Raw genomic sequence first — 13538 nt, 5'->3', positions numbered from 1 at the left:
GATACATGAGGATATAACACCTGCCCAAGAGGGGCAGGTGTTTAAATCTGCTGCGCTTTTTGCAGGGCGCGCTCGGTGGCCGGGCGCGTGCGGATGCGCTCGAACCAGTTATTCACCGCAGGGTAAGTGGCTAAGTCGATACGGTGGCGTTCGTGGGTGTTGATCCACGGCCAACAGGCAATGTCGGCAATACTGTAATGATCGCCACCGAGCCAGGGTGATTTTTCCAGCCGACGATTCATCACGCCATAAAGTCTTTGAGTCTCAACCTGATAGCGCTCTATCGCGTAGGGGATGAGCTGCGGCGCGAAAGCATTAAAATGGTGATTTTGCCCCAGCATGGGGCCGAGCCCGCTCGATTGCCAGAACAACCATTGAAGTGTGTGGTGGCGTTCACGCAATTCACCGCTGAGCAGCTTGCCGGTTTTCTCTGCCAGATACAGCAGTATCTCGCCTGATTCAAACAGGCTAAGCGGTCTGCCGCCGTCCGCTGGCGCATTATCAACGATGGCAGGAATTTTGTTATTGGGTGAGATGGCCAGAAAATCCGGTCTGAACTGGTCGCCCTTGCTGATATCGACGCGGATGATCCGGTAATCCAGTTTTGTTTCTTCCAGAAAGAGGGTGACCTTATGACCATTCGCGGTAGGGGCATAGTAGAGGTCTATCATGCTCATCTCCTGTTATGACAAAGTGCCGGGCGATAAAAACGAGTATAGGTGCTTGTTGTAAATCGTGAGTTTTCATCAAGTGACAGGGAAGCAAAGAGATTATATGTTGAGTGAAAACCAGTCAGTCGATGAGGAAATTATGAACCAACCTGCAATTGCATTGTGGTCCGATGCCGATTTCTTTTCCCCGTATGTGATGAGCGCGTACGTCGCATTGGCCGAAAAAGGGCTGTCGTTTACGCTTAAAACCGTTGATTTGAACAGTGGCGCCCACCTGAAACCTGAATGGCAGGGTTACACGCTGACCCGCCGCGTGCCGGTACTGGAAATTGACGGGTTCGAGCTCAGCGAATCGTCGGCGATTGCGGAATACCTGGAAGACCGGTTTGCGCCGCCAGAGTGGGAACGTATCTACCCGCACGATCTCCAGAAGCGTGCGCGTGCGCGTCAGATCCAGGCGTGGCTACGCAGCGATCTGGTGCCGATCCGTGTGGAACGCTCCACCGATGTGGTTTTTGCCGGGGTGAAAAAACCGGCGCTCAGTGAAGAAGGTCTTGCCAGTGCACGTAAACTCATCGATACCGCATCGTCGCTGCTGGCGCACGGTAATCCGAATCTGTTTGGTGAATGGTGTATCGCCGATGTCGATCTGGCACTGATGCTGAACCGGCTTATTCTCAACGGCGACGAGGTTCCTCAGTTGCTGGTGGATTATGCAACATTCCAGTGGCAGCGCGCGTCAGTACAGCGCTTTGTGGCACTCTCCGCTAAGCGTGCGGGCTGATAAGACCTGAGGCTTCAGGTATGATAGGGCAGTCTGTTTTCCAGAGGAGTGGCTGATGAAACTTATGTTTGCGTCGGATATTCACGGGTCGCTGCCCGCAACAGAGCAAGTGTTGTCTCTGTTCGCACAGAGCAGGGCGCAGTGGCTGGTTATTCTGGGCGATGTGTTAAACCATGGCCCGCGCAATGCGCTACCGGAGGGGTACGCCCCTGCGCAGGTGGCTGAGAAGCTCAACACGGTTGCTGGGCGTATTATTGCGGTTCGCGGTAATTGCGACAGCGAAGTTGACCAGATGCTGCTGCATTTCCCCATGACCGCACCCTGGCAGCAGGTTCTGCTGGAAAAGTGTCGTCTTTTTTTGACTCACGGCCATCTTTTTAGCCCGGACAATCTCCCTGCGCTCGCCGCTGGCGATGTCCTGGTTTATGGTCATACTCATATTCCGGTGGCGGAAAAACGTGGGGAGATTTATCACTTTAACCCCGGTTCGGTGAGCATTCCGAAAGGCGGATATCCGGCGAGCTACGGCATGTTGGATGAGAATACGTTAAGCGTTATCGCACTTAATGATCAGCAAGTTATTGCGCAGGTAACGATTAATCCGTAAGTTACACCTCAACTGCAAACGCGCCGTAAGAGCGCTCAGACGAAAAGGTTTCCCGATGGTGGAGCAGAGTCATTTGGCAAGTACAGAGTGGGTAGACATTGTCAACGAAGACAATGAAGTGATCGCGCAGGCAAGCCGCGCGCAAATGCGTGCAGAGCGTCTGCGCCACCGTGCAACGTATATCGTGGTTCATGATGGTATGGGCAAAATCCTGGTACAACGTCGCACGGACACCAAAGATTTTCTCCCCGGAATGCTGGATGCCACTGCAGGCGGCGTCGTTCAGGCAGATGAAGTGTTGCTGGAGTCTGCGCGTCGTGAAGCTGAAGAAGAGTTAGGTATTGCGGGCGTGCCGTTTGCCGAGCACGGTCAGTTCTATTTTGAAGACGAAAACTGCCGCGTCTGGGGCGGGCTGTTCAGTTGCGTATCCCATGGGCCGTTCGCGCTTCAGGAAGAAGAAGTCAGCGAAGTGAGCTGGATGACCCCGGAAGAGATCACCGCCCGCTGCGACGAATTCACCCCCGATTCGTTAAAAGCGCTGGCGCTGTGGATGAGCCGCAACGCCAACAACGAATCCGCAAAACCAGAGAAACAGGAAGAGGCTGAATAAGCCTTAGCAGCTCTCGCGTAAACACAGGCTGGAGGCGATAGGTTTATGATCGCTCCAGTCTCCGTCATTGAGACGTTCCAGCAGCGCTTTTCCCGCTTCAATACCAATCTTACGATGTGGCACGGCCATTGTGGTTAGCGGTGGCTGACAAACCCGGCTCACATCGCTATCACCAAACCCGACCACCGCCAGCTCGTCCGGCACTTTGATGCGGCGACGCTGACATTCGTACAACGCCCCGCAGGCCAACTCGTCCGAGACGCACACCAGTGCATCCAGCTCAGGCCAGGCCAGTAAAAACTCAGGCAGCTGCGCCGAGCCGGTGGAGAAATTAGGCGGCATGGCGGCATTAATCACCCGATTAGGCGACATATGGTGGCGCAGCATAGCTTTGTACCAGCCCTGCAAATGTTGCTGGAATATCCACTGCTCCTGGTTGGCGCACAGCAGGCCGATGTTCTGGTAGCCGCGCTGGATGAGCATCTCCGTCAGCTCATACATGGCGGCCACGTTGTCGATCCCGATATTCATATCGATAGGGTCGGCACGCATCGCCCCCATTTCCATCACCGGAATGGAGGCATTCTTCAGCCAGTGGCGCACGGTATCGCTATGTTCAACGCTGAGTAAAATTGCGGCGGCTATGTTTGACGCCAGCAAGGTTTCGAGCAATTTCTCTTCTTGTTCAAGACGATGCTGAGATTCTGCCAGCATTATCTGGTAGCCAGCGGGTTGCAGTACCTGCTGTAAACCGGCGAACATTTCCGAGCAACCTGCTTCGGAAAGATTGGGAACAACCATCGCAATCGTCCATGAGGAGGCCGATGCCAGCGCGCTTGCTGCCAGATTGGGCATATACCCCAACTCCTGCACAGCGGCTTCAATTTTCTCACGTAGTTTATCGGAAACCTGTTCGGGTGTGCGTAACGCACGGGACACGGTCATCGTGCCCACACCAGCAAGTTGTGCAACATCGGCAAGTGTCACTTTACCGGTACTACGTCGTTTTCGGGTTAGAGACATACACCTTCCTGCTGACCAGTCGCGACTCATTTCATCCTTCGCTTTACGTGAGAGGCAGTATACGCCTTAAATCCCTTTATTTTCTGTGATTTCACACATTGATTACAATTTGATAGCGCTATCACAATTCTGAATGTTAGTGATTGGTAGCGCTATCTTTGTGATCATGATCGCAGTCAAGTATTCAGGTGTTGAATAAAGTTTGCTCATCTTTTGTGTAACACCGGGAGAGCAAAGTGCTCAAAAGCTGGATATATGATACAACCATCACCCTTCAGGACAGCGTAGAAAGCTGGCCTCAGGCGCTGGAGTTGTGTGCAAAACCGTTGCTCGACATGCAGGTGATCGCGCCAGAATATGTGACGGCAATTGTTGAGCAGCACCATAAGCTCGGACCCTATTATGTGCTGGCACCAGGGCTGGCTATGCCACATGCACGGCCAGAAGAGGGGGCAAAAGGACTTGGCCTGTCATTATTAAAACTTAAACATGGAGTCTCATTTGGCGCCGGAGAATTCGATCCCGTTGATGTGATCGTTATGCTGGCTGCCCCCGATAAACATAGTCATATTGAAATGATATCTGCGCTGGCGGAGTTATTTTCCAGCGACGAGGATATGGCTGAGCTGCATCAGGCGAATACGCTGGAGGATATTAAAAAGATTATCGACCGCTTCTGATTTAATTATTTTAAACCGATAAGTCACAACATTACGCGAAAGCGTGATGGGACGTACTCTACTCAAAAAAGGGGATAACAATGAAAATCATGGCTATTTGCGGTTCTGGCCTGGGCAGTAGTTTTATGGTCGAAATGAATATTAAAAAGGTGCTTAAGAAGCTGGAAATTGACGCGGATGTCGAACACTCCGATCTCTCGTCCGCCACGCCGGGCGCCGCCGATCTGTTTGTGATGGCAAAAGACATTGCGGCCAGTGCCAGCGTGCCGGAAAGCCAGCTGGTGGTGATCAATAACATCATCGATATCAACGAACTCGAAACGCAACTGCGTGCCTGGTTCGCGAAACAATAAACCCTGATCAGGCGAGGTGGATATGTTTATCCTTGAAACGCTGAATTTTGTTGTTGATATTTTAAAAGTCCCTTCGGTGCTGGTTGGCTTAATTGCGCTTATTGGTTTGGTTGCGCAGAAAAAAGCATTTTCCGATGTCGTTAAAGGCACAATTAAAACCATCCTGGGTTTTATTGTTCTGGGCGGCGGGGCAACGGTACTGGTGGGCTCGTTAAATCCATTAGGCGGAATGTTTGAACATGCCTTCACTATTCAGGGCATTATCCCGAATAACGAAGCCATTGTGTCTATTGCGCTGGAGAAATACGGTGCGTCCACGGCACTGATTATGGCTTTCGGGATGGTGGCGAATATTATTGTCGCGCGATTCACCCGCCTGAAGTACATCTTCCTGACCGGACACCATACCTTCTATATGGCGTGCATGATTGGCGTGATCCTGACGGTAGCAGGGTTTGAAGGTGTCGGCCTGGTGTTCACCGGCTCACTGATCCTGGGGCTGGTCATGGCGTTCTTCCCGGCGCTGGCGCAGCGTTATATGAAGCGTATCACCGGTAATGACGACATCGCTTTCGGCCACTTTGGCACGCTTGGCTATGTGCTTTCAGGCTGGATTGGCAGCAAGTTCGGCAAAGGTTCGCGTTCAACCGAAGAGATGAACCTGCCGAAGAACCTCAGCTTCCTGCGTGACAGCTCCATTTCTATCTCCCTGACGATGATGATTATCTACCTGATCATGGCAGTCAGTGCCGGGCGTGAATACGTAGAGGCGACCTTCAGCGGCGGCCAGAACTACCTGGTGTACGCCATCATCATGGCGATTACCTTTGCGGCTGGTGTGTTCATTATCCTGCAAGGTGTGCGTCTGATTCTGGCAGAAATTGTCCCGGCCTTTACCGGCTTCTCGGAAAAACTGGTGCCGAATGCGCGCCCAGCGCTGGACTGCCCGGTGGTCTACCCGTATGCGCCAAACGCGGTGTTGATTGGCTTCCTGTTCAGCTTCCTCGGTGGTCTGGTTGGGCTGTTCATCTGCGGTCAGTTCAGTTGGGTGCTGATCCTGCCAGGCGTGGTGCCGCATTTCTTCACGGGGGCAACGGCGGGCGTGTTCGGTAATGCAACCGGTGGGCGTCGTGGGGCCATGATCGGCGCGTTTGCCAACGGCCTGTTGATCACCTTCCTGCCTGTACTGCTGCTGCCGGTTCTGGGAGCGATTGGTTTTGCCAACACCACCTTCTCGGACGCTGACTTCGGCGCGGTCGGGATTGTGCTGGGCAACCTCGCACGCTTCCTGTCGCCAATGGCGATCACCGGGCTTGTTGTTGCGTTGTTCGCGCTGCTGGTGGCGTACAACGTGTTCGCTAAAAACAAATCTGCGGGCGGTAATGCGCAGGAAAACACCGGAGCCAAATCATGAATGTAACTGAAATCACCCAACTGGCGCGTGATATCCGCGTTGAAACCCTGAAATCACTGACGCAGCTAGGTTTTGGTCACTATGGCGGCAGTATGTCGGTGGTCGAAACGCTGGCCGTGCTGTACGGGGCGGTAATGAAAATTGACCCGGCCGACCCCGACTGGCCAGAGCGGGATTATTTTGTGCTGTCGAAAGGGCACGCTGGCCCGGCGCTATACAGCACCCTGGCGATTAAGGGCTACTTCCCGGTTGAAGAGCTAAGTACGTTGAACCAGAACGGAACACGCCTGCCAAGCCATCCGGACAGGCTCAAAACGCGCGGTGTGGATGCCACCACCGGTTCACTGGGGCAGGGGATTTCCATCGCGGGTGGAATGGCGCTGTCGCACAAGCTGGCAGGCAGGCCAAACCGGGTCTTCTGCATCGCGGGTGACGGCGAGCTGAACGAAGGGCAGTGCTGGGAAGCATTCCAGTTTATTGCTCATCATCGCCTGAACAACCTGACGGTGTTCGTCGACTGGAACAAACAGCAGCTTGATGGCGAACTTGACGACATCATCAGCGCCTTCGACCTGGAAGGGAAATTCCGCGCCTTTGGCTATGACGTAGTGACCGTCAAAGGCGATGACATCCCGGCGCTGCTGGAGGTGACATCCCTGATACCTGAAGCCGATGCACGTCCGCTGGTGGTGATCCTCGACAGCATTAAAGGGCAGGGGGTGCCGTATCTGGAACAGCTCAGCAATTCGCACCACCTGCGATTGACCGAAGAGAGCAAAGCGGCACTCAACGAGACAATCCGCCAACTGGAGGCTTCACATGATTAAGGTTGCACCCGCAGGACAAAAAGATGCCGTAGAGATGCGTAAAGTCTACGCCGGTTTTGTGGCAAAACAGATTGAGGCCGGGAGCAAAATAATTGCCCTGGAAGCCGATCTGATGAGCTCTATGGCAATGGACGGCGTGGCGCGCGATTACCCGCAGCATGTGATTAACTGCGGCATTATGGAGGCTAACGTTATCGGTACGGCGGCAGGGTTGTCTCTCACCGGGCGTAAACCCTTCGTGCATACCTTTACCGCGTTTGCCAGCCGTCGCTGTTTTGACCAGCTGTTTATGTCCCTGGATTATCAGCGCAACAACGTGAAAGTGATCGCATCTGATGCCGGCGTGACGGCCTGTCACAACGGCGGCACGCATATGTCGTTTGAGGATATGGGCATTGTGCGTGGCCTGGCGCATTCGGTGGTGCTGGAAGTGACTGACGCGGTGATGTTTGAAGACGTGCTGCGCCAGCTTATCGACCTCGAAGGCTTTTACTGGGTGCGCACCATCCGCAAACAGGCGCCGAGCGTCTATGCTCCGGGCTCGACGTTTACTATTGGCAAAGGTAACGTGCTGCGCGAAGGAACCGACATTACCCTGATTGCCAACGGCATTATGGTGGCAGAAGCGCTGGAAGCTGCGCGTCAGCTTGAGCAGGAAGGGGTGAGCGCTGCGGTCATCGACATGTTTACCCTGAAACCGATTGATCGCATGTTAGTGAAAAATTATGCCGAGAAAACCGGGCGTATCGTGACCTGCGAAAACCACAGCATTCATAACGGGCTGGGTTCAGCCGTCGCGGAAGTGCTGGTGGAGACGTGTCCGGTGCCGATGCGGCGTGTGGGCGTGAAGGAGCGTTACGGCCAGGTGGGTACGCAGGATTTCCTGCAAAAAGAGTACGGCCTGACGGCACATGACATTGTGTCGGCGGCGAGAGAGCTGCTGTAAATAAAAAAGGCGACCGGTTAAGTGGTCGCCTTTCTTGCCGGATGGCGCTTCGCTTATCCGGCCTACAAAACCGTAGGCCCGGTAAGCGCTAGCGCCACCGGGCTTTTTAACATTACTGCTGCTGCGAAGACTGGATCGCGGTCAGAGCGATGGTGTAGACGATATCGTCTACCAGAGCGCCACGAGACAGGTCGTTCACAGGTTTGCGCATCCCTTGCAGCATTGGCCCGATGGAGATCAGGTCAGCTGAACGCTGTACCGCTTTGTAGGTGGTGTTACCGGTGTTCAGATCCGGGAAGATGAACACGGTAGCGCGACCTGCAACCGGAGAGTTCGGCGCTTTGGATTTCGCAACGTCTGCCATAACAGCGGCGTCGTATTGCAGAGGGCCGTCGATCATCAGGTCAGGACGTTTTTCCTGTGCCAGACGGGTCGCTTCGCGAACTTTCTCTACATCGCTACCTGCACCAGAAGTACCGGTGGAGTAGGAGAGCATCGCCACGCGCGGTTCGATACCGAATGCAATCGCGGAGTCAGCAGACTGAATAGCGATTTCAGCCAGTTGTTCTGCGGTTGGATCTGGGTTGATCGCGCAGTCACCGTAAACATAAACCTGTTCAGGCAGCAGCATGAAGAACACAGAAGACACCAGAGAGCTGCCTGGCGCTGTTTTGATCAGCTGCAATGGCGGGCGAATGGTGTTCGCAGTGGTGTGAACCGCACCAGAAACCAGGCCGTCAACCTCGTCCTGTTCCAGCATCAGTGTACCCAGCACAACGTTGTCTTCCAGCTGCTCACGCGCAACGGCTTCGGTCATACCCTTGCTCTTACGCAGCTCAACCAGACGTGCAACATAGCTTTCGCGAACCACTTCTGGATCGACAATTTCAATGCCTGTGCCCAGCTCAACGCCCTGAGAGGCCGCTACGCGGTTGATCTCTTCCGGGTTACCCAGCAGCACACATGTCGCGATACCGCGTTCTGCACAGATGGCAGCCGCTTTAACGGTACGTGGTTCGTCGCCTTCTGGCAGAACAACGCGTTTGCCCGCTTTACGCGCCAGCTCGGTCAGCTGGTAACGGAATGCCGGAGGAGACAGACGACGGCTGCGCTCGGAGGTCGCAGTCAGGGATTCGATCCAGTCTGCGTTGATGTAGCTTGCAACGTATTCCTGAACTTTCTCGATACGCTCGTGGTCATCAACCGGCACTTCCAGGTTGAAGCTTTGCAGGCTCAGAGAGGTCTGCCAGGTGTTGGTGTTCACCATGAATACTGGCAGGCCAGTGGCGAAAGCACGCTCGCAGAGCTTGCTTACGCGTGGGTCCATTTCATAAGCACCGGTCAGCAGGATGGCACCGATTTCCACGCCGTTCATCGCAGCCAGGCACGCGGCAACCAGCACGTCAGGACGGTCAGCAGAGGTCACCAGCAGGGAACCTGCACGGAAGTGTTCCAGCATGTGCGGGATGCTGCGTGCACAGAAGGTAACAGACTTCACGCGGCGAGTGTTGATGTCGCCTTCGTTAACCACGGTTGCGTTCAGGTGACGCGCCATATCGATTGCACGGGTAGCAATCAGATCAAAGCTCCATGGCACCGCGCCCAGAACTGGCAGCGGGCTCGCTTCCTGCAGTTTAGCCGCATCCACTTTAACCACTTTCGCTTTGGAAGAGTCGTCAAAGATTTCGGACAGGTCAGGACGAGTACGTCCCTGCTCATCAACCGGTGCGTTCAGTTTGTTAACGATAACGCCGGTGATGTTGGTGTTTTTCGCGCCGCCGAAGCTGCTGCGAGTCAGTTCGATACGCTCTTTCAGCTGTTCCTGGGTGTCAGTACCCTGGGACATCACGAAGACGATTTCTGCGTTCAGCGTTTTCGCGATCTCAAAGTTCAGAGACTGGGCAAACTGGTGTTTACGGGTAGGAACCAGGCCTTCAACCAGAACCACTTCTGCATCTTGCGTGCTGGCGTGGTAGTTGGCGATGATCTCTTCCATCAGCACATCTTTCTGGTTGCTGGAGAGCAGAGATTCAACGTGGCTCATCTTCAGCGGTTCAGCGGCTGGCAGATTGGAGTTCTTACGCACGATGGTGGTGGTCTGGTCTGGCGCATCGCCACCGGCACGTGGCTGGGCGATTGGCTTAAAGACGCTCAGACGAACGCCTTTGCGTTCCATAGCACGGATAACGCCAAGGCTGACGCTGGTCAGGCCGACGCTGGTTCCGGTAGGGATCAGCATAATAATACGGGACACGGTTTATCCTCTTTCGTTACCGCCGAAATTGGGCGGGCTACAAAACAGCACCGCCAGCTTAGCTGGCGGTGTGGAATCAGGCAGTCAGGCGGCTCGCGTCTTGCGCGATGACCAGCTCTTCGTTAGTTGGAATAACGATAGCAGGACGGGTGCCTTCTTTGTTGATGAAACCAGACTTACCGAAACGGGCAGCCAGGTTACGTTCATGATCAACGTCGAAGCCCAGAACGCCCAGTTTACCCAGGGACAGTTCACGGACCATTGCTGCGTTCTCACCGATACCACCGGTGAAGATAACCGCATCCAGACGACCGTCCATCAGTGCAGTGTAAGAACCGATGTACTTAGCCAGACGGTGGCAGTAAACGTCCATTGCACGTTTAGCGTCTTCTTTGTCTGCGTAGTTGTCTTCAACATAACGGCAGTCGCTGGTCACTTCGGTCAGACCCAGCAGGCCAGACTCTTTGGTCAGCATCTTGTTGATCTGGTCAACGCTCATGCCCAGGGTGTCGTGCAGGTGGAAGATAATCGCCGGGTCGATATCACCGGAACGCGTACCCATCACCAGGCCTTCCAGTGGGGTCAGACCCATGGAGGTATCAACACATTTGCCGTTGCGGATAGCAGAAACAGAACCACCGTTGCCCAGGTGGCAGGTGATGATGTTCAGTTCTTCAACTGGCTTGTTCAGCACTTTTGCCGCTTCCTGAGTCACATAGAAGTGGCTGGTACCGTGCGCGCCATAACGACGAACGCCGTGCTCTTTGTACAGGCTGTACGGCAGGGCATACAGGTAAGATTCTTCCGGCATAGTCTGATGGAACGCGGTATCGAACACGGCCACGTTTTTGTCTTTCAGATTCGGGAAGGATTTCAGTGCTTCAGCGATACCGATCAGGTGTGCTGGGTTGTGCAGCGGTGCAAAGGATGCAGAGTCTTTGATACCCTGGATCACAGATTCGTCAATCACAACGGAACTGGTGTATTTTTCGCCGCCGTGGACGATACGGTGACCAATCGCAGTCAGCTGAGCAGACAGTTCTGGTTTTTGTGCCAGAATAGTGTTAACGATAAAGTTCAGCGCTTCACTGTGAGCGGCGCCTGCACCTAAAGCCGCTTCTTGTTTGCTGCCGTCCATCTTCCACTTGATACGTGCTTCTGGCAGGTGGAAACATTCGGCCAAACCAGAGAGGTACTCGTCACCGTTGAGCGCATCGATGATGGCGAATTTCAGTGAGGAGCTACCGCAGTTCAGAACCAGTACTAACTTACTCGACATGGAAGTACCTATTATTGATACGTGGCTAAAAAAACGTCAGTGAGTCGTGAAGCGTAACGCAATCGGACCCAGACATTTATGATTAACATCATGCCGAACGAACATTCTGGCATGATGGAAGAAATACATATGATTTTATGCCATTTTGAACATTTTTCAGACAATGGCATAATATGCGATAATTTGACGAGTTAACGATTCTCGTCTAAGGCCCTATGAGGCTGGCACAGAATACCCGATACTGGGTAGCGATGACAAAATATTTTGAACGTTGTCATAGCTTGTTGTGGTTTTGCACGAAAATTTTAATTTTTATATGTGAAGTTGAGGTACAGCCATGTCGACACCTGAGATCCCCTCCGTGAGCTTTTTCAGTCTGTTTCGTCGGGGCCAGCATTACGCAAAGACGTGGCCCATGGAAAAGCGCCTTGCGCCAATGTTCGTTGAGAATCGCGTGATCCGCGCTACGCGCTACGCGATTCGTTTTATGCCGCCAGTGGCTATCTTTACCCTGTGCTGGCAAATCGCACTGGGTGGTCAGCTTGGGCCAGCCGTTGCTACCGCGCTTTTCGCGCTAAGCCTGCCGATGCAGGGCCTGTGGTGGTTAGGTAAACGTTCGGTCACGCCGTTGCCACCAACAATTTTACACTGGTTTTATGAAGTGCGCGGAAAACTTGAAGAGGCAGGGCAGGCCCTGGCTCCGGTTGAAGGTAAACCGGATTATCAGGCGCTGGCCGATACCCTCAAGCGGGCATTTAAACAACTTGATAAAACATTCCTCGATGATTTGTGATTGATCATCGAAACGACTAATAAAAGAAGGCACAGTAACAAACAGTTACCGTGTCTTTTTTTTACAGTGCAATGCGCTACAGGAGTCGAAAGATGGAAATGACCCATGCTCAACGTCTGATTTTGTCTAACCAGTACAAGATGATGACTATGCTTGATCCCGACAACGCTGAGCGCTACAGCCGCTTGCAGACTATCGTTGAACGCGGGTTTGGTTTGCAGATGCGCGAACTGGATCGTGAGTTTGGCGAACTTAAAGAAGAAACCTGCCGCATCGTTATCGATATCATGGAGATGTATCACGCGCTGCACGTGTCCTGGGCCAATCTCAAAGATCAGCAGTCCATCGATGAACGTCGCGTTACGTTCCTCGGCTTTGATGCCGCAACCGAAGCGCGTTATCTCAGCTATGTGCGCTTTATGGTGAACACAGAAGGGCGCTATACCCACTTTGATGCGGGCACGCACGGCTTTAATGCGCAGACCCCAATGTGGGAAAAATACCAGCGTATGTTGAGCGTCTGGCACTCCTGCCCGCGCCAGTACCATTTAAGCAGCAACGAAATTCAACAAATCATTAATGCCTGACGGAGGTGGATGTGCAGTGTAAAGGTTTTCTGTTTGATCTGGACGGTACGCTGGTGGATTCGCTGCCGGTTGTGGAGCGCTCCTGGTGCCATTGGGCCGACAGGCATGGCATAGACCACCAGGAAGTATTGAATTTCATCCATGGCAAACAGGCCATTACCTCATTGCGCCACTTCCTTGCGGGGAGCTCTGAGGAAGAGATTCAGGCGGAGTTCAACTATCTTGAGCAAATTGAAGCGACAGATACTGACGGGATCGTTGCACTGCCTGGTGCGCGTGAACTGCTTGAGCATTTGAACGAGGCGCACATCCCGTGGGCTATTGTGACATCCGGCTCAATCCCGGTTGCTCATGCGCGTCATAAAGCGGCAGGTTTACCAAAGCCTGAAGTGTTTATCACCGCAGAGCGCGTTAAGCGCGGCAAACCAGAGCCTGACGCATTCTTACTGGGCGCGGAGTTACTGGGGCTTGCACCCGCAGAATGTGTCGTGGTGGAAGATGCGGCGGCTGGTGTTCTGGCAGGTTTGAATGCCGGTAGCCATGTTATCGCGGTTAACGTACCGGCGGACTCTCCACGGCTGGACGAAGTCGATTTTGTCCTCAGTTCTCTGACGGCGATTACAGTTTCTAAGTCGCCAGACGGAATTGTAACTGTCTCGCTGAAAATGTAATCCCATGATTTAGCCCCACTTTGTTGGGGCTTTTTTATG

The 13538-nt window shown here is 53.6% G+C and carries 15 protein-coding genes; 11 read left to right on the top strand and 4 right to left on the bottom strand.

The window, feature by feature from the left end; translation table 11 throughout:
- Positions 1-41: 41 nt before the first annotated feature.
- Complete coding sequence (gene yfcG, locus F3J30_RS05430; RefSeq protein WP_166716427.1) at positions 42-671, bottom strand: GSH-dependent disulfide bond oxidoreductase; 630 nt, start codon at positions 669-671, stop codon at positions 42-44.
- A gap of 139 nt (positions 672-810) precedes the next feature.
- Here yfcG and yfcF point away from each other — a divergent pair, with 139 nt between their 5' ends.
- The 3 genes from yfcF to yfcD are packed head-to-tail and all read left to right on the top strand — an operon-like array spanning position 811 to position 2672.
- Positions 811-1455, top strand: a complete 645-nt coding sequence (gene yfcF / locus F3J30_RS05425) for a glutathione transferase (protein ID WP_166716425.1) — start codon at positions 811-813, stop codon at positions 1453-1455.
- Positions 1456-1510: 55 nt separating this feature from the next.
- Positions 1511-2062, top strand: a complete 552-nt coding sequence (gene yfcE, locus F3J30_RS05420; RefSeq protein WP_014071125.1) for a phosphodiesterase — start codon at positions 1511-1513, stop codon at positions 2060-2062.
- A 55-nt stretch (positions 2063-2117) separates the two neighbouring features.
- A complete protein-coding gene (yfcD, locus tag F3J30_RS05415; RefSeq protein ID WP_014071124.1) occupies positions 2118-2672 on the top strand; it encodes an NUDIX hydrolase YfcD in 555 nt (184 codons plus the stop codon).
- A 3-nt stretch (positions 2673-2675) separates the two neighbouring features.
- Here the strand turns inward: yfcD and F3J30_RS05410 are convergent, their stop codons facing one another.
- Positions 2676-3695: a LacI family DNA-binding transcriptional regulator gene (locus F3J30_RS05410; protein WP_166716423.1), complete on the bottom strand. Its 1020-nt coding sequence runs from the start codon at positions 3693-3695 to the stop codon at positions 2676-2678.
- A gap of 236 nt (positions 3696-3931) precedes the next feature.
- Between F3J30_RS05410 and F3J30_RS05405 the strand changes: the two genes are divergently transcribed.
- The 5 genes from F3J30_RS05405 to F3J30_RS05385 all read left to right on the top strand — a co-directional run bounded on the left by F3J30_RS05405 (position 3932) and on the right by F3J30_RS05385 (position 7915).
- Complete coding sequence (locus F3J30_RS05405) at positions 3932-4375, top strand: PTS sugar transporter subunit IIA (protein WP_014071122.1); 444 nt, start codon at positions 3932-3934, stop codon at positions 4373-4375.
- 80 nt (positions 4376-4455) lie between these two features.
- Positions 4456-4728 carry a PTS sugar transporter subunit IIB gene (locus tag F3J30_RS05400; protein ID WP_014071121.1) on the top strand — a complete coding sequence of 91 codons (273 nt, stop codon included), beginning with the start codon at positions 4456-4458 and terminating at the stop codon, positions 4726-4728.
- Positions 4729-4750: 22 nt separating this feature from the next.
- Positions 4751-6142 carry a PTS ascorbate transporter subunit IIC gene (locus F3J30_RS05395; protein ID WP_014071120.1) on the top strand — a complete coding sequence of 464 codons (1392 nt, stop codon included), beginning with the start codon at positions 4751-4753 and terminating at the stop codon, positions 6140-6142.
- Entirely contained in the window at positions 6139-6969 is an 831-nt protein-coding gene (locus tag F3J30_RS05390; protein WP_166716421.1) for a transketolase, read from the top strand. The genes F3J30_RS05395 and F3J30_RS05390 overlap by 4 nt, the downstream gene beginning before the upstream one ends.
- Entirely contained in the window at positions 6962-7915 is a 954-nt protein-coding gene (locus tag F3J30_RS05385; protein WP_166716418.1) for a transketolase family protein, read from the top strand. The genes F3J30_RS05390 and F3J30_RS05385 overlap by 8 nt, the downstream gene beginning before the upstream one ends.
- Positions 7916-8027: 112 nt before the next feature.
- On the opposite strand, the gene pta is transcribed toward F3J30_RS05385, so the two are convergent.
- Positions 8028-10169: a phosphate acetyltransferase gene (gene pta / locus F3J30_RS05380; RefSeq protein ID WP_014071117.1), complete on the bottom strand. Its 2142-nt coding sequence runs from the start codon at positions 10167-10169 to the stop codon at positions 8028-8030.
- 76 nt (positions 10170-10245) lie between these two features.
- The gene (gene ackA, locus F3J30_RS05375; protein ID WP_014071116.1) at positions 10246-11448 is read right to left on the bottom strand and encodes an acetate kinase; all 1203 of its coding nucleotides are present in this window, start codon (positions 11446-11448) and stop codon (positions 10246-10248) included.
- Between the two features lie 337 nt (positions 11449-11785).
- Here ackA and yfbV point away from each other — a divergent pair, with 337 nt between their 5' ends.
- The 3 genes from yfbV to F3J30_RS05360 all read left to right on the top strand — a co-directional run bounded on the left by yfbV (position 11786) and on the right by F3J30_RS05360 (position 13499).
- On the top strand, positions 11786-12241 hold the full coding sequence (gene yfbV, locus F3J30_RS05370) for a terminus macrodomain insulation protein YfbV (protein WP_014071115.1): 456 nt from the start codon (positions 11786-11788) through the stop codon (positions 12239-12241).
- 92 nt (positions 12242-12333) lie between these two features.
- Entirely contained in the window at positions 12334-12828 is a 495-nt protein-coding gene (locus F3J30_RS05365) for a YfbU family protein (RefSeq protein WP_014071114.1), read from the top strand.
- An 11-nt stretch (positions 12829-12839) separates the two neighbouring features.
- Positions 12840-13499 (top strand): sugar phosphatase, encoded by a 660-nt coding sequence (locus tag F3J30_RS05360; protein ID WP_166716416.1) that lies wholly within the window; start codon positions 12840-12842, stop codon positions 13497-13499.
- The last annotated feature ends 39 nt before the right edge of the window (positions 13500-13538 follow it).

Source organism: Enterobacter sp. Tr-810 (assembly GCF_011752765.1).
Lineage (GTDB): Bacteria > Pseudomonadota > Gammaproteobacteria > Enterobacterales > Enterobacteriaceae > Enterobacter > Enterobacter soli.
The sequence above is the reverse complement of the archived record's forward strand: the minus strand, read 5'-3'. Positions and strand labels throughout refer to the sequence as shown.

Excerpts from the sequence above, each read along its gene's own strand:
- yfcG (WP_166716427.1), bottom strand. The coding sequence starts at position 671 with ATGATAGACCTCTACTATGCCCCTACCGCGAATGGTCATAAGGTCACC.
- yfcF (WP_166716425.1), top strand. The coding sequence starts at position 811 with ATGAACCAACCTGCAATTGCATTGTGGTCCGATGCCGATTTCTTTTCC.
- yfcE (WP_014071125.1), top strand. The coding sequence starts at position 1,511 with ATGAAACTTATGTTTGCGTCGGATATTCACGGGTCGCTGCCCGCAACA.
- yfcD (WP_014071124.1), top strand. The coding sequence starts at position 2,118 with ATGGTGGAGCAGAGTCATTTGGCAAGTACAGAGTGGGTAGACATTGTC.
- F3J30_RS05410 (WP_166716423.1), bottom strand. The coding sequence starts at position 3,695 with ATGTCTCTAACCCGAAAACGACGTAGTACCGGTAAAGTGACACTTGCC.
- F3J30_RS05400 (WP_014071121.1), top strand. The coding sequence starts at position 4,456 with ATGAAAATCATGGCTATTTGCGGTTCTGGCCTGGGCAGTAGTTTTATG.
- F3J30_RS05395 (WP_014071120.1), top strand. The coding sequence starts at position 4,751 with ATGTTTATCCTTGAAACGCTGAATTTTGTTGTTGATATTTTAAAAGTC.
- F3J30_RS05390 (WP_166716421.1), top strand. The coding sequence starts at position 6,139 with ATGAATGTAACTGAAATCACCCAACTGGCGCGTGATATCCGCGTTGAA.
- F3J30_RS05385 (WP_166716418.1), top strand. The coding sequence starts at position 6,962 with ATGATTAAGGTTGCACCCGCAGGACAAAAAGATGCCGTAGAGATGCGT.
- ackA (WP_014071116.1), bottom strand. The coding sequence starts at position 11,448 with ATGTCGAGTAAGTTAGTACTGGTTCTGAACTGCGGTAGCTCCTCACTG.
- yfbV (WP_014071115.1), top strand. The coding sequence starts at position 11,786 with ATGTCGACACCTGAGATCCCCTCCGTGAGCTTTTTCAGTCTGTTTCGT.
- F3J30_RS05365 (WP_014071114.1), top strand. The coding sequence starts at position 12,334 with ATGGAAATGACCCATGCTCAACGTCTGATTTTGTCTAACCAGTACAAG.